Genomic DNA, 22,202 nt, shown 5'->3' with positions numbered 1-22,202 from the left:
TGGGGCCTCCCTTGGAACGGCTTGAACGTTGGCTCGATGATGACGCCCTTGCAGTTTTGTGATTGACGATTTACGAAGAAAAGTTGATGAAAAGCGAAATTTCCCTCTTCGCGCCCGCCGACGCCTCGGCCGACAGGCCGCTGGCGGTGACGCTGCTGCTGCTGCCCGACTCCTCGATGATGTCGCTGGCCTCGACCCTCGATCCCCTGCGGGCGGCCAACCGGGTGGCCCGCCGGCCGCTGTTCTCCTGGCGCATCGTCACCCCCGACGGGGCGCCCGCCAGGCTGACCTGCGGCGTGCCGGTCCCGGCCGAGGGGCGGCTGGAGCGCGACCTGGAAGGCGATGCCCTCATCGTCGTCGCCGGTTTCAACCAGGAGCGCCATGTGGACAAGGACGCCCTGGCCCGGCTGCGCGCGGCGGCCCGCCGCTTCCGTGCCCTGGGCGGTGTCGAGGCGGGGACCTGGCTGCTGGCCCGCGCCGGCCTCTTGGACGGTCACGCGGCGACCACCCACTGGGAGGACCTGGAGGATTTCGCCGCGCGCTTTCCGGAGGTCAACGTTTTGCCCGACCGCTTCGTCGTCGACGGGCGCGTCTTCACCGCCGGCGGCGCCTCGCCCAGCTTCGACCTCATGCTGCACCTGATCCGCCGGCGCTTCGGCTATCCCCTGGCCCTGGAGGTGGCGAGCATCTTCATCTACGACGAGGCCCACGCCGCCAACGACGCCCAGCCGCTGATCTCCCTGGGGCGCCTCGCCGGCCACGAGCCGCGGATCGCCGCGGCCATACGCCTCATGGAGCAGCACCTTGACGGCCCGCTGACCACCGCGGCCATCGCCCGGCGCCTGAAGATCTCGGTGCGGACCCTGGAACAACTCTTCAAGCAGGCGCTGGGCATGGGGCCGGGCAGCTACTACCTGCGCCTGCGCCTGCAGGCGGCGCGCCGCCTGCTGCTCGATACCCGGCTGTCCATGCAGGTCATCGCCGTGCGCTGCGGCTTCGGCTCGCACTCGGCCTTTTCGCGGGTCTTCCGCCAGCACTTCGCCATGAGCCCCAGCGCCTACCGCCGGGCCAACGCCTTCTAGCGGGCGTCCTCAGTCCGCGGCGCTCTCGACGGGCGGGGGCGCGCCGCTCTCCGGCTTCTTCTTCTTGCGGCTGCCCAGCCCGGAGAGCCGCTGCATGACCACGTAGAAGGCCGGCGTGAAGCAGAGCGACATGATGGTCGCGGCCAGCATGCCGCCGACCACCGCCGTGCCGATGGCCTGGCGGCTGGCCGCGCCGGCGCCGGCGGCCACCACCAGCGGCATGAAGCCGGCGATGGAGGAGATCGCGGTCATGAGGATGGGGCGGAAGCGCAGCTTGGCCGCCGATACCGCGGCCTCGGTGATCGACTTGCCGGCCTCGTGCTCGGCCTTGGCGAACTCGACGATCAGGATGGCGTTCTTGCTGGCCAGGCCGATCAGCAGCACGATGCCGATCTGGGTATAGACGTTGTTGTCGAAGTGGCGGGCCAGCAGGGCGGCGATGGTGCCCAGGAGGGCCAGCGGCACCACCAGGATGACGGCCGCGGGCATGGCCCAGCTTTCGTACTGCGCGGCCAGCACCAGGAAGACCAGCAGGATCGCCAGGGCGAAGACCAGGATGGATTCCGAGCCGACCCGCTTTTCCTGGAACGAGATGCCGGTCCACTCGAAGCCCATGGAATTGGGCAGCTTGGTCTCGGCGAGTTGCTCCATGAGGTCGAGGGCCTGGCCGGAGGAGTAGCCCGGCGCCGCCTCGCCGGTAATCGCGGAACTGGGATAGAGGTTGTAGCGCAGCACCGTCTGGGGGCCGAGGATCTCGTCCACCCGCACCAGGGTGCCCAGCGGCACCATGTTGCCGGCGGCATTGCGCACCTCCAGGCGGCGGATGTCCTCCGCTTCGAGGCGGAAGCGGTGATCGGCCTGCACCTTCACCTGCCAGGTCCGCCCGAACTTGTTGAAGTCGTTGACGTAGGACGAGCCGAGATAGGTCTGCAGCGCGCCGAAGACATCGTTGAGCGGGATCTGGAGCGATTTGGCCTTGACGCGGTCGACCTCGGCGAAGAGCTGCGGCACGTCGGCGCGGAAGGTGGAGTTCAGGTTGCTGAGGCCGCTCTGGGCATTGCCGTCGACCAGGATCTCCTGGGTCATGCGCTGCAGTTCCTGCAGGCCGACGCCGCCGCGGTCCTGCAGCTGCATCTGGAAACCGCCGGCGACGCCGAGCCCGGGAATGGCCGGCGGCGGAAAGGCGTAAGCGATGGCTTCCTGGATCTGGCGGAAGGCGCCCTGCAGGCGGCCGAGGATGGCCTGCTGCGAGAGGCTCGGGTCCTGGCGCTCCTCCCAGGGCGTCATGGTGATGAAGACGGTGGCGGCGTTGGAGGCGTTGGTGCCGTCGATGGCGGAATAGCCGCCGATGGTGACCCAGTTGGCGATACCGGGCATCTCCGCGAGGATGCCGTCGACCTGCTGCAGCACCGCGTTGGTGCGCTCCAGCGAGGCGGCGTTGGGCAGCTGTACGGCGGCGATCACATAACCCTGGTCCTCGACGGGCAGGAAGGCGGTCGGCAGCTTGCCGAACTGCCAGCCGGTCAGGGCGAAGAGCCCGACAAACAGCACCATGACCAGCGCCGTCACCCGCACCAGCTTTTGGATCATCGCCGAGTAGCCGTTTTCCGCCGTGGTGAAGAGCTTGTCGAAACCTCGGAAGAAGGCGTTCTTTTGTTCCTTGGGCGGGCGCAGCAGCAGGGCCGAAAGGGCCGGGCTCATGGTCAGGGCGTTGATCGAGCTGAACACCGTGGCCACGGCGATGGTCACCGCGAACTGGCGGTACATCTCGCCGGTGATGCCGGGCAGGAAGGCCGCGGGAACGAAGACCGCGAGCAGCACCAGGGTGGTGGCGACGACCGGGCCGGAGACCTCCTGCATCGCCTGGATCGCCGCTTCCCGCGATTTCATGCCGCGTTCGATGTGCGCCGTCGTCGCCTCGACCACCACGATGGCGTCGTCCACCACGATGCCGATGGCCAGCACCAGCCCGAAGAGCGTCAGCATGTTAAGGGAGAAGCCCAGGACGCCCATCACCGCGAAGGTGCCGATCAGCGATACCGGAATGGTGACCGCCGGGATCAGCGTCGCGCGCCAATCCTGCAGGAAGAGGAAGAGGACCAGGAAGACCAGTCCTGCCGCCTGGAACAGGGTGATGTAGACCTCCTCGATCGATTTCTGGACGAAGATCGTCGTATCGTAGGGGATCTGATAGGTCATGCCGCCGGGAAAGCGGCTGCTTATCTCCTCCATGGCGGCGCGGACCTGGGTGGCGACATCCAGGGCGTTGGCGCCGGGCAGCTGGTAGACCGCGACGGCGGCCGAGGGGGAGCCGTTGAGCGAGGAGTTGACGTCGTAGCTCTTGCCGCCCAGCTCCACCCGGGCGATGTCCTTCAGGTAGATCGTGCCGCCGTCTTCGGCATAGCGGATGACGATGTCCTCGAACTGCTGGATGTCCGCCAGGCGGCCCAGCACGTTGACCGTGTACTGGAAGGACTGGCCGCTCGGTACCGGCGGCTGGCCGATCTGCCCGGCGGCGACCTGCACGTTCTGCTCGCGGATTGCCGCGAGCACGTCGCCGGTAGTGAGGCCGCGCGCCTTGAGGCTGCTGGGATCGAGCCAGATGCGCATGGAGTAGTCGCTGGGCGGGAAGATGAAGACTTCGCCGACGCCGGGAATACGGCTCAGGATGTCGCGGATGTTGAGGGTGGCGTAGTTGCTGAGGAAGATCTCGTCGTGCAGCGGATTATCCGAGGTCAGCGAGGCGATGAGAATGATGTTGCTGGATTTCTTCTTGGTGCTGACGCCCTGGCGCGTGACCTCCTCGGGCAGGTTCGATTCGGCCAGCGCCACCCGGTTCTGCACCAGGATCTGCGCCAGATCGAGATCGCTGCCCACCTCGAAGCTGACTGTCAGGTTGTAGGAGCCGTCATTGGCGCTGGTCGAGGACATGTAGATCATGTTCTCGACGCCGTTGACCTGCTGCTCGATGGGCGCTGCCACGGTTTCCGCCACGACCTCTGCGTTGGCGCCGGGATAGGCGGCGGAGACCTGCACGGTGGGCGGGGTGATCTGCGGGAACTGCTCGATCGGCAGCGCCCCCAGCGTGACCACGCCGGCGATGACGATGACGATTGAAATGACCGAGGAGAAGATCGGACGCTGGATGAAGAACTTCGAGAACATCTTCGCCGCGTTTCGTCAGTTGGCCGCTTTGCTGGCCTGCTGTCCGGCGCTGTTGAGCGCCGAGGCCGAGAAGGCGCTCATCTCCGCTTCCTCCGGGTCCACCTTGGCGCCGTCGCGGGCACGCTGGATGCCGTTGACCACCACCTTCTCGCCGGCGGCGAGGCCATTTTCGACAACGCGCAGGCCGTCGATGAGTTGACCGATGACGATGGAGCGCTTTTCCACGACGTTCTCCGCGCCGACCACGTAGACATAGCGGCCGGTCTGGTCCAGGCCGATGGCGCGCTCGGTGACCAGCGGCATGTCCTGGCGCTCGGCGACCGGAATGCGCAGGCGCACGAAGAGGCCCGGCAGCAGAACCGGCTGCGGTTCAGCCGGGTTGGCAAAGCGCGCGCGCAGCCCCAGCGTGCCGGTCGAGGGATCGAGCGAAGATTCGGAGAAGTCCAGGTCGCCCGTGAAGCTGTATTCCTCCTTGCCGCCGATGGACATTTCGACCCGGAAATCGTCGCGTTTCTCCGGTTGCCCCGTGCCGGTCTGGCCGCGCATGCGTTCCATGACGGTCAGGAGATCGCGCTCGTTGATGTCGAAGTAGACGTACATGGGGTCACCATCGGTGATGGTGGCCAGGTGGGTCGCCTCCGACTGTCCCACCAGGTTGCCGGCGTCCACCAGGTTGCGGCCGATGCGCCCTTTGATCGGCGCGCGGATGTCCGTGTACTCCAGGTTCAGCTCGGCCTGGCGTACGGCGGCTTCCTTCACCGAGACGTCGGCGGTGGCGCTGCGGGCGGCGGCCTCGGCCTCGTCCAGCTTGGCCTGGGAGACGTTGCCGCGCTTGATCAGCTCCGCTGCGCGCGCCAGGGCCTTGTCGGCCTCGACCTTCTGGGCCCTGGCGCTCTGCAGCTGCGCCTTGGCGATCTCCAGGTCGGCGATGTACTGGCGCTGGTCGATCAGGAACAGAGGATCGCCTGCCTCGATGAAGGTGCCGGGCGCAAAGGAGATGTTCTCCAGGGTCCCCGGCACGCGGGCGCGCACGTCGACCACGGCCGCGGCCTGGCTGGTGCCGGTGAAGTAGAGATAGTCGGTGATCTCCTGAACCGCCGGAGCGGCGACCGTCACCTTGGGCGGCGGCGGCTCGACGTAGGTATTGCCGTCATCGCAGGCCGTGAGGACGAAAAGCACAGCAAGCGCTGTAGAAAGCCGAGTTATAGCCAAGCGATTCCCCTGCCAAGCGATCGTCTGGAGGATGAAGGCACGGAATGCAGGTTAACGTAGGTTTGCGCTCGCTGGCTATCGGCTAATTAGTGCGAATGCTTATGGCGCTTTGATTGCAAAGTGGCTTTCCGCCCCGCGGGGAGCATCTCTTGACCTTCCAGTGACTGGAAGCCCTACCTAGAGGCCAAGTGCCGGCATAGGGGCCGGCTCGTGAGGAAAAGGCAGTCGATCATGGCCACCGCAACCCATCAGCATGACAGTCAAACTCCAGCGGAGGTCGTCCGCGATCCCGTCTGCGCCATGACCGTGGACCCCGCGGCGGGCAAGCCGACCTACGAGCATGACGGCCACCTCTATCACTTCTGCGCCGGCGGCTGCCGCGACAAGTTCGCCGCTGCGCCCGAGGACTACATCACCGCGGAGGATCTGGTCTGCGGCATGTCGGTGGACCGGGCGAGTGCGCGCCATGTCGCCAAGCACGCGGGCCAGCGCTTCTATTTCTGCTCCGCGCGCTGCCAGGAGAAGTTCGAGTCCGGGCCGGAGACATACCTGGCCGGCCGGCCGGCGCCGGAGCCCATGCCGGCGGGCACCCAGTACACCTGCCCGATGCACCCGGAGATCGTCCAGGACGGGCCGGGTGACTGCCCGCTGTGCGGCATGGCGCTGGAGCCCATGGGCATTCCCACCGGCGAGGAGGGCCCCAACCCGGAACTGGTGGACTTCACCCGGCGCTTCTGGATCGGCGCCGCGCTGACGCTGCCGGTCCTGGTTCTCGCCATGGCGCCACATTTCGGCCTGCCGCTGCGCGAGGCGTTGGGCGAGGGCATTTCCTCCTGGGCCGAGCTGATTCTTTCGACGCCGGTGGTCCTCTGGGCCGGCTGGCCTTTCTTCCAGCGCGGCTGGAAGTCGGTCGTCAACCGCAGTCTCAATATGTTCACGCTCATCGCCATGGGCGTCGGGGCGGCCTATCTCTTCAGCGTCGTGGCGACCCTGGCACCGCAGATCTTCCCGGCCGGCTTCCGTGGGCCGGAGGGCCAGGTTGCCGTCTACTACGAGGCGGCGGCGGTCATCGTGGTGCTGGTCCTTCTGGGCCAGGTGCTGGAACTGCGCGCGCGCGAGCGCACCGGTGGGGCTATCCGCGCTCTGCTGGACTTGGCGGCCAAGACCGCCCGGGTGGTCCGCCCGGACGGACAAGAAGAGGAGATCCCGCTGGAGGAAGTGAAGGTCGGTGATCACCTGCGGGTGCGCCCGGGCGACAAGGTGCCGGTCGACGGCCATGTGATTGAAGGCCATTCGTCGGTCGACGAATCCATGCTGACCGGCGAACCGGTGCCGGTGGAAAAGGCGGTGGGCGATCAGGTGACCGGCGCCACGCTCAACGGCAGCGGCTCCCTGGTCATCGAAGCCGAACGGGTCGGCGCTGACACGGTGCTCTCGCAGATCGTCGGCATGGTGGCCGAGGCGCAGCGCAGCCGCGCGCCGATCCAGAAGCTGGTCGATCAGGTGGCCGCCTATTTTGTGCCGGCGGTGGTGCTGGTGGCGTTGCTCGCCTTCGTCGCCTGGTCGATCTGGGGTCCGTCTCCCGCCCTGGCCTATGGGCTGGTGGCCGCGGTCTCGGTCCTGATCATCGCCTGCCCCTGCGCCCTGGGACTGGCAACGCCCATGTCGATCATGACGGCGACCGGGCGCGGTGCCCAGGCCGGCGTGCTGATCAAGAACGCCGAGGCGCTGGAGCGCTTTGCCAAGGTCGACACTCTGATCGTCGACAAGACCGGGACGCTCACCCTCGGCAAGCCGAAGCTGGTGGCGGTGCTGCCGGAGGACGGCAGCTCCGAGGACGAGCTGCTGCGCCTCGCCGCCTCGCTGGAGCGTGGCAGTGAGCACCCCCTGGCCGAGGCCATCGTCGCCGGCGCCTCGGAGCGCGGCGTGGCGATCGCCAAGGCCGAGGATTTCAATGCGCTGACCGGCAAGGGCGTGACCGGCCGGGTTGACGGCCGTGACGTGGCGCTGGGCAACGCGGCGCTGCTGGCCGAACTCGGGCTTGAGAGCGGCCACGCCGCTGAGGAGGCCGGTGCGAGGCGCGACCAGGGCGAGACGGTGATGTTCGTGGTGGTCGACGGCAAGGTCGCCGGCCTGGTCAGCGTCGCCGACCCGGTGAAGGAAACCACGCCGGAAGCGTTGAAGGCGCTGCACGGCGAGGGCCTGCGCATCGTCATGGTGACCGGCGACAACGAGCGCACGGCCAGGGCGGTGGCCGGGCGTCTCGGCATCGACGAAATCCGCGCCGACGTGCTGCCGGAGGACAAGGCGCGCATCATCAAGGAGCTGCAGGCTGGAGGCGCAAAGGTGGCCATGGCCGGCGACGGCGTGAACGACGCCCCGGCGCTCGCCCAGGCCGACGTCGGCATCGCCATGGGCACCGGCGCCGACGTGGCCATCGAAAGCGCCGGCTTCACCCTGGTGAAGGGTGACCTCAACGGCATCGTGCGCGCCCGCCGCCTTGCCGAGGCGACCATGGGCAACATCAAGCAGAACCTCTTCTTCGCCTTCTTCTACAACGCGGCGGGGGTACCCATCGCCGCGGGCGTGCTCTATCCGGTCTTCGGCCTGCTGCTCTCGCCGATCATCGCCGCGGCGGCCATGAGCCTCTCCTCGGTTTCCGTGGTGACCAACGCCCTGAGGCTGCGCCGGGTCAGGCTCTAGGACGCCGGTCACAGGCCCGCCGGTCCGCAGAAAAGGCCAGTTTTCGCGGGAACTTCCGTGCTACCGTTTCGCCTTGCCGGCCCGGGGCCGGGCGGCCAGGACCAGGAGAACCGGGGCCCTCGCCCGGCTCCCGCCCCACCGCCCGTGAAGCGGGCGGCGCCTTCGGCGACCTCGGCACCTTCCTGCCGCACGTGATTTCCGTGCTGACGGTGGGCGGGCTGGCCTCGGGCGGCGTGCTGTTCGGTTTCGGCCTCTTCTACCTCTTCACCGGCGCCTTCTACCGCCTGCCGCTTCCGGTGCAGCCCATGAAGGCGGTCTCGGCGGTCATCGTCACCTCCGGCCTGCCGCCCGGCGCCGTCGCCGCCACCGGCATGATCCTCGGCGTGGTGCTGCTGGTGCTGGGCCTGAGCGGCGCCATCGAGCGCCTGTCCCGCGCCATCCCGCCCTCGGTCATCGCCGGCCTGCGCTTCGGCCTGGGCCTCAGCTTCGCCCTCATCGGCCTGAAGCTGATGCTGGAGGTGCCCTGGCTCGGATTCGGCATGCTGGCGCTGCTGGGCGTGCTGACCTTCCTGCGCGGCTGCCCGGCGACGCTGATCGGCCTGGCCGTGGCGCTGCTGGCCGGCCAGGCGGCGGGCCTGGCGCCGCCCTTTGCGGAACTGGCCGGCGAGCTGGCGCCGCGCTTCGGCCTGCCGGCGGTGGTGCTGCCCGGCTTTGCCGAGATGGGCGCGGCCCTGCACAAGGCGGTGCTGCCGCAGATCGCCCTGACCGTCACCAACGCGGTCATCGTGACCGCCGCCCTGGCCCGCGCGCTCTACCCGGAAGCGGGCGCGCGCGTTTCCGAAAAGCGCCTCTGCCTCACCTCCGGCGCCGCCAACCTGCTGCTGGCGCCTTTCGGCGCCCTGCCCATGTGCCACGGCGCCGGCGGGCTGCAGGCGCACCACCGCTTCGGCGCGCGCAGCGGTACGGCGCCCCTGCTGATCGGCGCTCTCCTGTTCGTGCTGGCGCTGTTCTTCGCCGATGCGGCCGTCGGCCTGCTGGCCATGATCCCGCTTGCCGCCGTGGGCGCCTTCCTGGTGCTGGCCGGCGCCGAGCTGGCGATCTCCAAGCGTCTCTTCGATGCGCGGCCGGACTGCTGGCCGGCCATCGGCCTGACCGCGCTGGCCACCCTGCTGGTCGACGCCGCCGTCGGCCTGGCGGTCGGCTGCACCATCGAATTCGGCCGCACCCTGGCGCGCGACTTCGTCAGCCGCCGCGGCTCGCGCAGCGACTGACGCTTCCGCCGCCGGCTGGAAAGCAAGCAGCCAAAACGGCTTTTGCCTTACCGCTGCGGCTTTCCGCTTCTCCCCGCAACTCGCGAAGCCCTGCGGCTTAACCCCCCGGAAAACCACGACATCGCAGATCTGGCACGGGCCTTGCTGATGCTCTCTCGAACCTGAGGCGGAGTCTGTCCGTTCTCGGGGTCCAACAAGGGGAGGGACAGCCCAGCATGACCGAGACGTTCTACGAGGTAATGCGGCGGCAGGGGATTACCCGCCGAAGCTTTCTGAAATTCTGCAGCCTGACGGCGGCGGCCCTGGGTCTCGGGCCCAGCTTCGCGCCGAAGATCGCCGAGGCGATGGAAACCAAGCCGCGCATTCCCGTGCTGTGGCTGCACGGCCTGGAGTGCACCTGCTGCTCGGAGAGCTTCATCCGCTCGGCCCATCCGCTGGCCAAGGACGTCATCCTGTCGATGATCTCGCTCGACTACGACGACACCATCATGGCGGCGGCGGGCCACCAGGCCGAGGCCATCATCGAGGAGACGGTGCAGAAGTACGACGGCAATTTCCTCCTCGCGGTGGAAGGCAATCCGCCGCTCAACGAAGACGGCATGTACTGCATCATCGGCGGCAAGCCCTTCGTCGAGCAGCTGCGTTACGCCGCCGATCACTGCAAGGCCATCATCTCCTGGGGATCCTGCGCCTCCTGGGGCTGCGTGCAGGCGGCGCGGCCCAACCCGACGCGGGCGACGCCGGTGCACAAGGTGCCGGGCATCGCCGACAAGCCGATCATCAAGGTGCCGGGCTGTCCGCCCATCGCCGAGGTGATGACCGCGGTCATCACCTACATCCTGACCTTCGAGCGCTTCCCCGAGCTGGACCGCCAGGGCCGCCCGAAGATGTTCTATTCCCAGCGCATCCACGACAAGTGCTACCGCCGGCCGCACTTCGACGCCGGTCAGTTCGTCGAGTCCTTCGACGACGAGGGCGCGCGCAAGGGCTACTGCCTCTACAAGGTCGGCTGCAAGGGGCCGACCACCTACAACGCCTGCTCCACCGTGCGCTGGAATGGCGGCCTGTCCTTCCCCATCCAGTCCGGCCATCCCTGCTTCGGCTGCTCGGAAGACGGCTTCTGGGACAAGGGCAGCTTCTACGACCGGCTGACCGACGTCCACGGCTTCGGCATCGAGGCCAACGCAGACAAGATCGGCGGGACCGCCGCGGCCGCCGTCGGGGTGGCCGTCGCGGCCCATGCCGGCGCCAGCGCCGTCAAACGGGCGCGTCAAAAGGGGGGTGACAACTGATGGCGATGACACAAACGCCCAACGGCTTCGATCTCGATACCTCCGGCCAGCGCGTGGTGGTCGATCCGGTGACCCGGATCGAGGGGCACATGCGCTGCGAGGTGAACATCGACGAGCAGAACATGATCCGCAACGCGGTTTCCACCGGCACCATGTGGCGCGGGCTGGAAGTGATCTTGAAAGGCCGCGACCCGCGCGACGCCTGGGCCTTCACCCAGCGCATCTGCGGCGTCTGCACCGGCACCCACGCGCTGACCTCGGTGCGCGCGGTGGAGGACTCCCTCGGGATCGACATCCCGGAGAACGCCAACTCCATCCGCAACATCATGCAGCTCTCGCTGCAGGTGCACGATCACCTGGTGCACTTCTATCACCTGCACGCCCTGGACTGGGTGAACCCGGTCAACGCCCTGAAGGCGGACCCCAAGGCGACCTCGGAGCTGCAGCAGAGCGTCTCGCCGCACCACCCGAAATCCTCGCCGGGCTATTTCCGCGACATTCAGAACCGGCTGAAGAAGTTCGTCGAGTCCGGCCAGCTCGGGCCCTTCAAGAACGGCTACTGGACCAACCCGGCCTACCTGCTGCCGCCGGAGGCCGACCTCATGGCCGTCACCCACTATCTGGAGGCCCTCGACTTCCAGAAGGAGATCATGACCACGCGCACGATCTTCGGCGGCAAGGACACCCATCCGAACTGGCTGGTCGGCGGCGTGCCCTGCGCCATCAACATCGACGGCGAGATGGCCGCCGGGGCGCCGATCAACATGGACCGGCTGAACTACGTCTCCGGCGTCATCGACCGTTCGCTGGAGTTCGTCAACAACGTCTACATCCCGGACATCCTCGCCATCGGCTCCTTCTACAAGGACTGGCTCTACGGCGGCGGCCTGTCGGGCAAGAGCGTGCTGGCCTACGGCGACATCCCGGACCGGGCCAACGACTACTCCGCGGAGAACCTGATGATGCCCCAGGGCGCCGTCATCAACGGTAACCTGAAGGAGGTGCATCCGGTCGACCTGCGCGATCCCGAGCAGATCCAGGAGTTCGTGCCGCACTCCTGGTACAGCTACCCGGACGAGGCCAAGGGCCTGCATCCCTGGGACGGCATCACCGAGCCGAACTACGCCCTGGGACCCAACGCCAAGGGGACCAGGACCAACATCGAGCAGCTGGACGAGCAGGCGAAGTACTCCTGGATCAAGGCGCCGCGCTGGCGCGGCCATGCCATGGAGGTCGGGCCGCTGTCCCGCTACGTGGTCGGCTACGCCCAGGGCCACGAGGTGATCACCGACCAGGTGAACCGCACCCTGCGTGCCCTCGACCTGCCGGTCGAGGCGCTGTTCTCCACCCTGGGCCGTACCGCGGCGCGGGCGCTGGAGGCGCAGTGGGCGGCTGAGATGCAGCGCTACTTCATGGACAAGCTGATCGCCAACATCAAGGCCGGCGACAGCGCCACCGCCAACGTGGAGAAGTTCGATCCCGCCACCTGGCCGAAGGAGGTCAAGGGCGTCGGCTTCACCGAGGCGCCGCGCGGGGCCCTGGCCCACTGGATCAGGATCAAGGACACCAAGATCGACAACTACCAGTGTGTCGTGCCGACCACCTGGAACGGTTCGCCACGCGACAACGAGGGCAACATCGGCGCCTTCGAGGCCTCGCTCATGAACACCAAGGTGGAGCGCGCCGAGGAGCCGGTGGAGATCCTGCGCACCATCCACAGCTTCGACCCCTGCCTTGCCTGCTCGACCCACGTCATGGGTCCGGACGGCGAGGAGCTGGCCGAAGTGAAAGTGCGCTGAGGGAGGGAACGAACATGCGAAAGATCTTTCTGCCTGCCGCCGGCTTCCTGGCCGCGGCGACTCTCGCGGGCCCGGCCTCGGCCCACACCGGCGGTGCGGTGAGCGGCCTCACGGCGGGGCTTGCCCACCCCTTCCTCGGCCTCGATCACCTGCTGGTCATGCTGGCCGTCGGGCTCTGGGCCGCGGCCCAGCCGGCGGTGCGGGCCTGGCGGGGCCCGGCGCTCTTCCTCGCCTTGCTGGCGGTTGGCGGGCTCACCGGCCTGGCCGGCGGCGCCCTGCCCTTCGTCGAGCCGGGCATCCTGGCCTCCGTGGTGGTGCTGGGGGCGATGGTCTTCGCCGCCCGGCGCCTGCCGGCGGGCCTGGGGCTCGCCGTCCTCGGCGGCTTCGCCCTGCTGCACGGCCAGGCCCACGGCGCCGAGGCCGTGGGCGGCCTTGGCGGCTACTTCGTGGGCTTCCTCGCGGCCAGCGCGGGCCTGCACCTTGGCGGCTTCGCGGCCGGGCAGATGTTGGCGCGCTGGCGCTACGGCCTGCCGGCGGCGGGCCTGGGGCTTGGCCTCGCCGGCCTGGCGCTGGTCGCCGGATAGGAGGGCGCGCCATGAACGCAGAGACTTCCATCGAACCGTCGGTCGCCGCCGCGGCGGCCCATGCGCCCCACAAGGAAGAGGCGGTCTATGTCTACCAGGCGCCGGTGCGCCTCTGGCACTGGGTGAACGCCTTCAGCATCCTCGCCTTGTGCCTCACCGGCTACTTCATCGGCTCGCCGCCGCCCTCGGTGACCGGCGAGGCCAGCAACTCCTTCCTTTTCGGCTGGATCCGCGCGGTCCACTTCGTGGCCGCCTACATCCTCATCGTCGGCTTCGCCCTCAGGGTCTACTGCGCCATCGTCGGCAACAGCCACGCCAGGCAGATCTTCCTGCCGCCGGTGTGGCGCGGACGCTTCTGGAAGGAGCTGCTGCACGAGGTGCTGTGGTACGCCATGATCGCCAAGCAGCCGCTGAAGTACGCCGGGCACAACCCGCTCGCCACCCTGGTCATGCACGTGATGTTCGTCTGGGGCATCCTCTTCATGATCGTCACCGGCCTGGCGCTTTACGGCGAAGGCACCGGCATGGGGTCCTGGCAGTTCGACCTCTTCTCCAGCTGGGTGATCCCGCTGTTCGGCCAGAGCCAGGACGTCCACACCTGGCATCACCTGGGCATGTGGGTGCTCATCTGCTTTGCCGTTGTCCACATCTACGCGGCGGTGCGCGAAGACATCATGTCGCGCCAGTCGATCATCTCTTCCATGTTCTCCGGCTGGCGGACCTTCCGTGACGGCGGACCGGGCGACAACGGGCTTTGACGTTCTGAAGGTTTCCACGGGGCCGTCGACAGAACCCAACCTCTGTCAGGCACTTTCCCCCTCGCAGGGGCGGGGCTTCGGCCCCGCCCTCTTTTTTTGCGGCGGGATAAGAAGTGGTAAGCAATCTTCCAATTTGATTATGATCTGGATGGAAGGTTTGCTTCCATCGTCGGCGGCTCTCCGGAGAGTGCAGCGATTCCGGATAGTTACTTTCACCTGGTCGTTGGCATGCGTCTTGCTGTTAACCACCCAAAGGGCGCCGCAGAGCGCCCCTGAGAAAACCAAGGATTTGGGAGGGAGCCGCGATGGCAGATACGCCGTCGGTGCTTATTCTGGGGATCGGCAATCTTCTCTGGGCCGACGAGGGCTTCGGCGTCCGCGCCGTGGAAGAGCTGCACCGCGGCTGGTCCTTTCCCGACAACGTGCGCCTCATGGACGGCGGCACCCAGGGCATCTACCTGGTCCAGCACATCCGCGAGGCCGACATCCTGGTGGTCTTCGACGCCGTCGACTTCGGCCTGGCGCCCGGCAGCCTGAAGCTGGCCGAGGGCGACGAGGTGCCGAAGTTCCTGGGCGTGAAGAAAATCTCCCTGCACCAGACCGGCTTCCAGGAAGTTCTCGCCATGGCCGAGATGCTGGGCGACGCCCCCGCCGAGCAGCTCCTCATCGGCGTGCAGCCGGTGGAGTTGGACGACTACGGCGGCAGCCTGCGCCCCGAAGTGAAGGCGCAGATCGCCCCGGCCATCGAGGTGGCGCTGGACTATCTCGCCCGGCGCGGCATCACCGCCCGGCGCCGCGCACAGCCCCTCGACGACGACATCACCATCGCCTCCAGCGAAATGAGCCTGGCGCGCTACGAGGCCGGCCGCCCGGACGCGGCGGCGGCCCTGCGACAGGGTGATGCCCGCGTTCTGACGGCGGAGGGCTGGCGCGGTCCCGAGGACTTCGAGGCCGAGATCGACCAACTGCTCAGCCAGCCGGCAAGGCCCCGCTGATGTGTATCGGCATTCCCATGCAGGTCATCGAGGCCGATTTCGGCGAGGCGCTCTGCCAGGCCCGCGACGGCCGCCACCGGGTCGACACCCGCCTGGTCGGCAACCCCGCGCCGGGCAGCTGGGTTATGGTCTTCCTGGGTGCGGCCCGCGAGGTGATCAGCGCGGAGCGGGCGGCGCAGGCCGCCGATGCCCTGGAGGCCCTGGCCATGGTCCAGCGCGGCGAAGCGGGCTTCGAGCACCTCTTCGCCGACTTGATCGACCGCGAACCGCAACTGCCGGACCACCTGCGCCGGTTCCCCGAAGAAGACAAAGCCTAGAAAAACTCTGAAGGAGCAAGAGCGCATGAGCTTTTCCCCCCTGCTGCAGTCGATCATCGAACGCCACGGCTACAAGGTCGCCGACGAGGACAATCTGGACGCGGCGGCGGGCGCTCTGGAGCATGCGGCGCTGTTCTTCGCCGGCGATGCCGAGCGCATGGCCGAGAGCAACGACGTGGCGGTGATCCTGCCCGAGCTCGACAAGGCCTTCGCCGGCGCCTTCACCCCGCTGGTGGTGGCCCGCGAGGCTGAGCGCGCGCTGCAGCGCCGCTACCGCTTCAACGCCTACCCGACGCTGGTCTTTCTGCGGCGCGGCCAATATCTCGGCGCCATTCAGGGCGTGCAGGACTGGATCGACTATCTGCAACAGATCCGCGCCCTCCTGACCTCCGAGCCCAGCGACCCGCCGCCCTTCAAGTTCCCCGAAGGCTGCGGCGTTCCCCAGCAGGCCCACTGACACCGGCGGAGAAAGATCATGAGCGACACACCCATCTCTTCTTTTCTCGGCCCCGGAAGCCAGCCGGGTGACGAGGACGGCGGCCAGCTGGAATACATGCAGATGCCGGCGGCGATGATGACCTTCGCGGCCCCCGACCTGCCGGAGCCGGAGGACACGGCGGGCCTGGAAGCGGCCAAGACGGCGCTGGCGGAAGTTCTCGCCCGCCTGCAGAACTATGAGCGCGACGGCGCCCACAACATCGTCTCCCTGGCGGGGCTGGACGCCGCCAACCTGGAACTGGTGAACCAGGTGCTGGGCGAGGGCGAGGTCTCGGTGGTCGCCGGCGCCGAGCTGCAGGCCCAGGAAGCGGTGCTGGCCGGGGTCTGGCGGGTGCGCGGCACGGACGGCGAGGGCCGGGTGGTGCGCGACGAGATCGAGGTCGGCACTTTCCCGACCAGCGTGGCGGCCCTGGCCTTCAAGGACGCCCGGCCGGCGGTGACGATTCCGGAGAGCTTCGCGCCGGACGTCTTCAACGCCCCGCCGCTGCTGCCGGAGATCAACGAGCACATTCCGCAGGTGGCGGCCCAGGGCGTTGGGGGCGCTGCCCCGCATGTCATCAACCTCTCGCTGCTGCCGCACACCGAGGCCGACCTGGCGCTCCTGGCCGGGCTGCTGGGCGAGGGGCCGCTCACCATCCTCTCGCGCGGCTACGGCAACTGCCGGGTGACCAGCAGCGGCACGCACTCGGTCTGGTGGGTGCAGTTCTACAATTCCCAGGACGCGCTGATCCTGAACTCCATCGAGATCTCGAAGATGCCGGAGGTGGTCTGCGCGGCGGCGGAGGACATCGCCGAGTCCGCCGAGCGCCTGCACGAGATCCTGGAGGTCTACAGGTGAGCGAGTCCTTCTTCGCCGGGTCCTACGGCGGCGACGCCGCCAAGCTGAAGGCCGACAGCAGGCTGGAATGCAAGATCTGCTGGCACGTCTACGACCCGGCCGAAGGCGACGACTACTGGCAGGTGCCGGCGGGCACGCCCTTTGCCAAGCTGCCCGAGCACTGGACCTGCCCGAACTGCGACGGCGCCAAGGCGGACTTCATGGTGATCGAAGAGGTTTGAGTTGGACACGCCCGAAACCATCGCCGCCCAGGAAACCGCAGAACAGCTGGAACGCTGCTTCGCGGCGATCGGCGCGACGCGCATGGAGGGCGTCCCGATCCTCAACGCGGCGCTGCGGGTGCAGGCGGTGGGGACCCGCGAGTGGCAGGGCTTCTGGCTCTCGGTCCTCATCACCCCCTGGTTCCTGAACCTCATGCTGCTGCCGCGCCAGCAGGAAGAAGACGATCTGCCGGTCGGCAGCAAGCGGAGCTTCGCCTTTCCCGCCGGCGCCTTCGAGTTCATCCGCGGGCGCGAAGAGGCCCTGGGCGGCTACTGGATGTGCTCGCTCTTCTCCCCGGTCCTGGAGTTCACCGATCAGGAGGCCGCCGAGGCGACGGCGGCGGCGGCGCTTGAGGAGCTTTTCGCCGCCGACGAAGCAGAGCCGGCGGAAGCGGAGATGGCGATGATCTGGCGCGGCGAACTGCCGGCGGAGGAAGAGTCCGAACCGGAAGCGGAGGGGGCTGAGGAATCCCGGAGCGAACCCACCACCGTCAGCCGCCGCGCCTTCCTGCGCGGTCCTGCCGCGAGAGAGGAAAGCCAGGCATGAGCGGCGTCCTCTCTCCCGGCCGGACACTAGAAGGCCGCGTCGTCATCGACCTGCCGCGTGGCGCCCCGGCCCGGATCGCCTTCACCGAACCCGGCGACATCGGCGGGCTGCTGCGCGGGCGCAGGCCGGAGGAAGCACTCACCCTGGTGCCGCTGGTCTACGCGCTCTGCGGCACCGCCCAGAGCCAGGCGGCGGTCACCGCCCTGGAACAGGCCCTCGGCAGCGCGCCGTCTGCGCAGACCCGCGCGGCGCGTGCGGCGTTGACCGGGATGGAAACCCTGCGCGAGCACAGCCTGCGCATCGCCCTCGACTGGCCCGGCTTTCTAGGCCTGCCGCCGCAGGCCGAACGCCTGCGCCCGGTGATGGAGCTGCTGCCGGCGCTGACGGCGGCGCTCTTCGGGGAAGAAGCGCCCTTCGCCCTGGGCGGCGAAGCCGCCCCCGACAGGGTGGCAGCCCTCAAAGTCATCGGCACGGCGGAGGACCTGCTGGTCCGCGAGATCTTCGGCGAGCCGCTGGAAGACTGGCGGGCGCGGCGCGGCTGGGACGGCCTGCGGGCCTGGGCGGAAGAGAGTGGCTGCCTCGCCGGGCAACTGCTGGCCGCCGTGGAGGAGAACGGCTGGCGCGACGCCGGGGCGGTTCAGGCCACTCCTCTGACGGTGCCGGCGGCCGAGGACCTGCGGGCCTGGCTGAAGCACGGCGGCGAGCTGCCGCTGGCCGCCGGTGCGGCCCTGCCCGAGACCACGCCCTTCTCCCGCAATCTGGACGATCCGCTGCTGGCGAGCCTGGAGAGCGGCGGCCTGGCCGCGCGGCTCACCGCCCGCCTGGTGGAACTGGCGGGCCTGCCGGCGGTGCTGCGCGCGCTCGTTCAGGAGGAAACGCCGCCGCCCCTGCACGCGCCGCGGGGCGGAGGGGTCGGTTTCGCCGCGGTCGAGGCGGCGCGCGGCCTGCTCATTCATGCGGTGGAGTTGCGCGACGGCGCCGTCGCCCGCTACCGTATCCTGGCGCCGACGCGCTGGAACTTCGATGCCGCGGGCATCGCCCAACGCAGTCTTTCCCGATTGCCGGCGGCGGAGGCGGCGACCCGCCGGCGCCTGGCGGAGCTGCTGGTCAACGCCGTCGACCCCTGCGTCCGCCACGAAGTGAGGGCCGCCTGATGCACGAGATGTCGATCTGCCAGAGCATCCTGCAGACCCTGGAGGAACAGGCGCGGCTGCAGAACTTCTCCCGCGTCGAGCGGGTCTGCCTGGAGATCGGCCCACTCTCGGGCGTGGAGATCGAGGCCCTGAAGTTCGGCTTCGACGTGGTCATGCGCAACTCCCTGGCGGCCGAAGCCAGCCTGGAAATCATCGAGTGTCCGGCGCAAGCCTGGTGCCTGCCCTGCGCCGCCACGGTGCCCATCGGTCAACGCTTCGATGCCTGCCCGCGCTGCGGCTCGCACCAGCTGCAGGTGACCGGCGGCGAGGAACTGCGGATCAAGGAACTGGAGGTGAACTGATGTGCAACGTCTGCGGCTGCGGTGAAGGGGAAGTGCGGATCGAAGGTTCCGCCGTGCCCCATCACCATCATCACCACCACGGCCACGATCATCACCATGATCATGCCCATGACCACTGCGAGCTGCACCACTACGGCGAGGGTCCGGCCGGCGTCGCCGTGCCCGGCATGAGCCAGAGCCGCCTGGTGACCCTGGAGCAGGACATCCTGGCAAAGAACAACGGCTACGCCGCCGCCAACCGGCGCTTCTTCGCCGAACGCGGTATCCTGGCGCTGAACCTGGTCTCCAGCCCCGGCTCCGGCAAGACCACCTTGCTGGTCCGTACGATCGAGGAACTGGAGGGACGTTTTCCCGCCTACGTCATCGAGGGCGACCAGCAGACCTCGGCGGACGCCGAGCGCATCCGCGCCACCGGCGCCCCTGCGCTGCAGATCAACACCGGCAAGGGCTGCCACCTGGACGGCCACATGGTGGGCCACGCGGTGGAGCACCTGGACCCCGCCGCCGGCAGCGTCCTCTTCATCGAGAACGTCGGCAACCTGGTCTGCCCCGCCGCCTTCGACCTGGGCGAGGCGCACAAGGTGGCGATCCTCTCGGTCACCGAGGGCGAGGACAAGCCGCTGAAATACCCGGACATGTTCGCCGCCGCCGACCTGGTGCTGCTGAACAAGACTGATTTGTTACCGCACCTGGACTTCGACGTGGCAGCCGCCGTCGCCAACGCCCGCAAGGTCAATCCGGCAATCGAGGTGCTGCGGGTCTCGGCGCGCAGCGGCGAGGGCCTGGTTGAATGGCTGGCCTGGATCGCGGCGGCGCGCGAGCGGGTCGAAGCGACACAGGGCGCCGCAGCTTCTCAATTCAACGCACAAACAGGCTGAGGGGGAGAGGTATCATGTGTCTGGCATTGCCGGCCAAGGTGGTCGAATTGGGCGAGGGTGGCATGGCCACCGTCTCCCTGGAAGGCGTGACCAAGGAAATCTCCCTGGCGCTGGTGGAGGACGTGGCCCTGGGTGACTTCGTGCTCATCCACGTGGGCTACGCGCTGCACAAGGTGAGCCCGGAGGAGGCCGAGCGCACCCTGAAGCTCATGGCCGAGGCCGGCGTGCTGAGCGAGGAGGTCATGGAGCTGGCGCCCGTTCAGGGCGAGGTGCCCGGCGACGTCCAGGGGGGAGAGACGCCATGAAGTACATCCGCGAATTCCGCGACCGCGGCCTGGCCCGCACCCTGGCCGAGGCCATCGCCCGCGAAAGCGATACCGGGCGCGACTACCACCTGATGGAGTTCTGCGGCGGCCACACCCACGCCATCTTCCGCTACGGCGTGCAGGACCTCATGCCGGACAACGTGGAGTTTGTGCACGGCCCCGGCTGCCCCGTCTGCGTGCTGCCGGTGCGCCGTCTGGACGACGCGGTGGAGCTGGCCGAGCGCCACGGGGTCATCCTCTGCACCTACGGCGACATGATGCGCGTGCCCGGCACCAAGCAGCGCAGCCTGATCCGGGCCAAGGCCGACGGCGCCGACGTGCGCATGGTCTATTCCACCCTGGACGCCCTGAAGGTCGCCCGCGACAACCCGGAGCGCGAGGTGGTGTTCTTCGCCATCGGCTTCGAGACCACCACGCCGCCGACGGCGGTTGCGGTGAAGCAGGCGGAGGCCCTGGGCCTCACCAACTTCACGGTCTTCTCCAATCACGTGATGACACCGCCGGCCATGCGCCACCTGCTGGAAACGGCGGGCGAGGAAGAGGTGAAGATCGACGGTTTCCTCGGACCCTCCCACGTCAGCTCGGTGATCGGCTCCAATCCCTACAAGCCTTTTGCGGAGACTTTCAAAAAACCTGTCGTCATCGCCGGCTTCGAGCCGCTGGACGTCATGCAGGCCAGCCTCATGGCGATCCGCCAGATCAACGAGGGCCGCCACGAGGTGGAGAACGAGTACACCCGCGTGGTGACGCCCGAGGGCAACCTCAAGGCCCAGGTTCTGGTGGCCGAGGTCTTCGAGCCGCGCCGCAGCTTCGAGTGGCGCGGCCTCGGCGCGATCCCGGAAAGCGCCCTGAAGCTGCGCGCGCGCTACGCCGCCTTCGACGCCGAGCAGCGCTTCCCGCTGGCCGCCAAGGACTCCCGCGAGGTGAAGTCCTGCGAGTGCCCGGCCATCCTGCGCGGCGCCAAGAAGCCGACGGACTGCAAGCTCTTCGGCACGGTCTGCACGCCCGACAATCCCATGGGCTCCTGCATGGTGTCTTCCGAGGGGGCCTGCGCCGCCTACTGGAGCTACGGACGCTTCCGGGGCCCTGAAGAGCAGAAGAAGGGAGCGGCGGCATGAACATGATCGCCCCCAAGATGACAAAACATAAGGCCCCGGCAAAAACGTCGACGTTGCGCGGCACCGTCAACATGACCCACGGCGGCGGCGGGCGCGGCATGGCCGAGCTGATCGACAATCTCTTCCTGCGCCACCTGGACAACGCCCTGCTGCGCCAGGGCCATGACGCGGCGCTCTGCGCTGTGCCGCCGGGCCGCCTCGCGATCTCCACCGACGGCCACGTCATCTCGCCGCTGTTCTTCCCCGGCGGCGACATCGGCTCGCTGGCGGTGCATGGCACCCTGAACGACGTGGCCATGGCCGGGGCGAAGCCGCTCTACCTTACGGCCGGCTTCATCCTGGAGGAGGGCTTTCCGCTGGCCGACCTGGAGCGCATCGTCATCTCCATGGCCGCGGCGGCGCGCGAGGCCGGCGTGCCGGTTGTCACCGGCGACACCAAGGTGGTCGAGAAGGGCAACGGCGACGGCGTCTTCATCACCACCACCGGCATCGGGGTGGTGCCGGAGGGCGTCGAGATCTCGGCCCAGCGCGCGCGGCCCGGGCAGGCCATCCTGCTGTCGGGCTCGATCGGCGACCACGGGATCGCCATCCTCTCCCAGCGCGAGAATCTGGCTTTCGACACGGAGATCCGCTCCGACAGCGCCGCCCTGCACGGGCTGGTGGCCGAGATGGTGGCCGCGGTGCCGGAGATCGCGGTGCTGCGCGACCCGACCCGCGGCGGCCTCGCGGCCACGCTGAACGAGATTGCCCGCCAGGCCGGTGTCGGCATGGTCCTGGAAGAGGAAGCCATTCCGGTGAAGCCGGAGGTCACGGCGGCCTGCGAGCTGCTGGGCCTCGACCCGCTCTACGTCGCCAACGAGGGCAAGCTGATCTGCCTCTGTGACGCCGAGGACGCCGGGCGCCTGCTGGAGGTCCTGCGCGCCCATCCCCTGGGGCGGGAGGCCGCCCTCATCGGCCAGGTCACCGAGGACCCGCACGCCATGGTGCAGATGCGCACCTCTTTCGGCGGCGGGCGCGTGGTCGACTGGCTGGCCGGCGAGCAGCTGCCGAGGATCTGCTGAGCC

General features: G+C 68.4%; 21 protein-coding genes and 1 pseudogene. 20 read left to right on the top strand and 2 right to left on the bottom strand.

Annotation, left to right across the window (positions count from 1 at the left end; genetic code table 11):
• Positions 1–86: 86 nt before the first annotated feature.
• On the top strand, positions 87–1,082 hold the full coding sequence (locus H7X47_RS10925; protein ID WP_193368704.1) for a GlxA family transcriptional regulator: 996 nt from the start codon (positions 87–89) through the stop codon (positions 1,080–1,082).
• A 9-nt stretch (positions 1,083–1,091) separates the two neighbouring features.
• Here the strand turns inward: H7X47_RS10925 and H7X47_RS10920 are convergent, their stop codons facing one another.
• Entirely contained in the window at positions 1,092–4,247 is a 3,156-nt protein-coding gene (locus H7X47_RS10920) for an efflux RND transporter permease subunit (protein ID WP_193368703.1), read from the bottom strand.
• Between the two features lie 15 nt (positions 4,248–4,262).
• On the bottom strand, positions 4,263–5,426 hold the full coding sequence (locus H7X47_RS10915) for an efflux RND transporter periplasmic adaptor subunit (RefSeq protein ID WP_193368702.1): 1,164 nt from the start codon (positions 5,424–5,426) through the stop codon (positions 4,263–4,265).
• Positions 5,427–5,690: 264 nt separating this feature from the next.
• Between H7X47_RS10915 and H7X47_RS10910 the strand changes: the two genes are divergently transcribed.
• From H7X47_RS10910 to hypE, 19 genes and pseudogenes are all read left to right on the top strand, one after another.
• On the top strand, positions 5,691–8,162 hold the full coding sequence (locus H7X47_RS10910; protein WP_193368701.1) for a heavy metal translocating P-type ATPase: 2,472 nt from the start codon (positions 5,691–5,693) through the stop codon (positions 8,160–8,162).
• 158 nt (positions 8,163–8,320) lie between these two features.
• A pseudogene (locus H7X47_RS26095) lies at positions 8,321–8,638 on the top strand (putative sulfate/molybdate transporter); the annotation flags it as partial.
• Between the two features lie 33 nt (positions 8,639–8,671).
• Positions 8,672–9,433 (top strand): putative sulfate/molybdate transporter, encoded by a 762-nt coding sequence (locus tag H7X47_RS26090; protein WP_319633591.1) that lies wholly within the window; start codon positions 8,672–8,674, stop codon positions 9,431–9,433.
• 215 nt (positions 9,434–9,648) lie between these two features.
• A complete protein-coding gene (locus tag H7X47_RS10900; protein WP_193368699.1) occupies positions 9,649–10,725 on the top strand; it encodes a hydrogenase small subunit in 1,077 nt (358 codons plus the stop codon).
• On the top strand, positions 10,725–12,524 hold the full coding sequence (locus H7X47_RS10895) for a nickel-dependent hydrogenase large subunit (RefSeq protein WP_193368698.1): 1,800 nt from the start codon (positions 10,725–10,727) through the stop codon (positions 12,522–12,524). Before H7X47_RS10900 ends, H7X47_RS10895 begins: the two co-directional genes overlap by 1 nt.
• Positions 12,525–12,538: 14 nt before the next feature.
• Positions 12,539–13,108 (top strand): HupE/UreJ family protein, encoded by a 570-nt coding sequence (locus H7X47_RS10890; RefSeq protein ID WP_193368697.1) that lies wholly within the window; start codon positions 12,539–12,541, stop codon positions 13,106–13,108.
• 11 nt (positions 13,109–13,119) lie between these two features.
• Complete coding sequence (gene cybH / locus H7X47_RS10885; RefSeq protein WP_193368696.1) at positions 13,120–13,866, top strand: Ni/Fe-hydrogenase, b-type cytochrome subunit; 747 nt, start codon at positions 13,120–13,122, stop codon at positions 13,864–13,866.
• A 305-nt stretch (positions 13,867–14,171) separates the two neighbouring features.
• Complete coding sequence (locus H7X47_RS10880; protein ID WP_193368695.1) at positions 14,172–14,861, top strand: HyaD/HybD family hydrogenase maturation endopeptidase; 690 nt, start codon at positions 14,172–14,174, stop codon at positions 14,859–14,861.
• On the top strand, positions 14,861–15,178 hold the full coding sequence (locus tag H7X47_RS10875) for a HypC/HybG/HupF family hydrogenase formation chaperone (RefSeq protein WP_193368694.1): 318 nt from the start codon (positions 14,861–14,863) through the stop codon (positions 15,176–15,178). The genes H7X47_RS10880 and H7X47_RS10875 overlap by 1 nt, the downstream gene beginning before the upstream one ends.
• Positions 15,179–15,203: 25 nt before the next feature.
• Positions 15,204–15,635, top strand: a complete 432-nt coding sequence (locus H7X47_RS10870) for a thioredoxin domain-containing protein (RefSeq protein WP_193368693.1) — start codon at positions 15,204–15,206, stop codon at positions 15,633–15,635.
• An 18-nt stretch (positions 15,636–15,653) separates the two neighbouring features.
• Entirely contained in the window at positions 15,654–16,514 is an 861-nt protein-coding gene (locus H7X47_RS10865) for a hydrogenase expression/formation protein (RefSeq protein ID WP_193368692.1), read from the top strand.
• The gene (locus H7X47_RS10860; protein ID WP_193368691.1) at positions 16,511–16,735 is read left to right on the top strand and encodes a rubredoxin; all 225 of its coding nucleotides are present in this window, start codon (positions 16,511–16,513) and stop codon (positions 16,733–16,735) included. Before H7X47_RS10865 ends, H7X47_RS10860 begins: the two co-directional genes overlap by 4 nt.
• Position 16,736: 1 nt before the next feature.
• The gene (hybE, locus tag H7X47_RS10855; protein WP_193368690.1) at positions 16,737–17,321 is read left to right on the top strand and encodes a [NiFe]-hydrogenase assembly chaperone HybE; all 585 of its coding nucleotides are present in this window, start codon (positions 16,737–16,739) and stop codon (positions 17,319–17,321) included.
• On the top strand, positions 17,318–18,475 hold the full coding sequence (locus tag H7X47_RS10850) for a nickel-dependent hydrogenase large subunit (RefSeq protein ID WP_193368689.1): 1,158 nt from the start codon (positions 17,318–17,320) through the stop codon (positions 18,473–18,475). The genes hybE and H7X47_RS10850 overlap by 4 nt, the downstream gene beginning before the upstream one ends.
• A complete protein-coding gene (gene hypA, locus H7X47_RS10845; protein WP_193368688.1) occupies positions 18,475–18,816 on the top strand; it encodes a hydrogenase maturation nickel metallochaperone HypA in 342 nt (113 codons plus the stop codon). Before H7X47_RS10850 ends, hypA begins: the two co-directional genes overlap by 1 nt.
• A complete protein-coding gene (gene hypB / locus H7X47_RS10840) occupies positions 18,816–19,694 on the top strand; it encodes a hydrogenase nickel incorporation protein HypB (RefSeq protein ID WP_193368687.1) in 879 nt (292 codons plus the stop codon). Before hypA ends, hypB begins: the two co-directional genes overlap by 1 nt.
• Before the next feature lie 14 nt (positions 19,695–19,708).
• Positions 19,709–19,999 carry a HypC/HybG/HupF family hydrogenase formation chaperone gene (locus H7X47_RS10835; RefSeq protein ID WP_193368686.1) on the top strand — a complete coding sequence of 97 codons (291 nt, stop codon included), beginning with the start codon at positions 19,709–19,711 and terminating at the stop codon, positions 19,997–19,999.
• The gene (hypD, locus tag H7X47_RS10830; RefSeq protein ID WP_193368685.1) at positions 19,996–21,138 is read left to right on the top strand and encodes a hydrogenase formation protein HypD; all 1,143 of its coding nucleotides are present in this window, start codon (positions 19,996–19,998) and stop codon (positions 21,136–21,138) included. The genes H7X47_RS10835 and hypD overlap by 4 nt, the downstream gene beginning before the upstream one ends.
• 2 nt (positions 21,139–21,140) lie before the next feature.
• Positions 21,141–22,199, top strand: a complete 1,059-nt coding sequence (gene hypE, locus H7X47_RS10825) for a hydrogenase expression/formation protein HypE (protein ID WP_319633590.1) — start codon at positions 21,141–21,143, stop codon at positions 22,197–22,199.
• The last annotated feature ends 3 nt before the right edge of the window (positions 22,200–22,202 follow it).

Source organism: Pelagibius marinus (assembly GCF_014925385.1).
Taxonomy (GTDB): domain Bacteria; phylum Pseudomonadota; class Alphaproteobacteria; order Kiloniellales; family Kiloniellaceae; genus Pelagibius; species Pelagibius marinus.
Note: the sequence above shows the minus strand (reverse complement) of the source record. Positions and strands in the feature narration are given on the sequence as shown.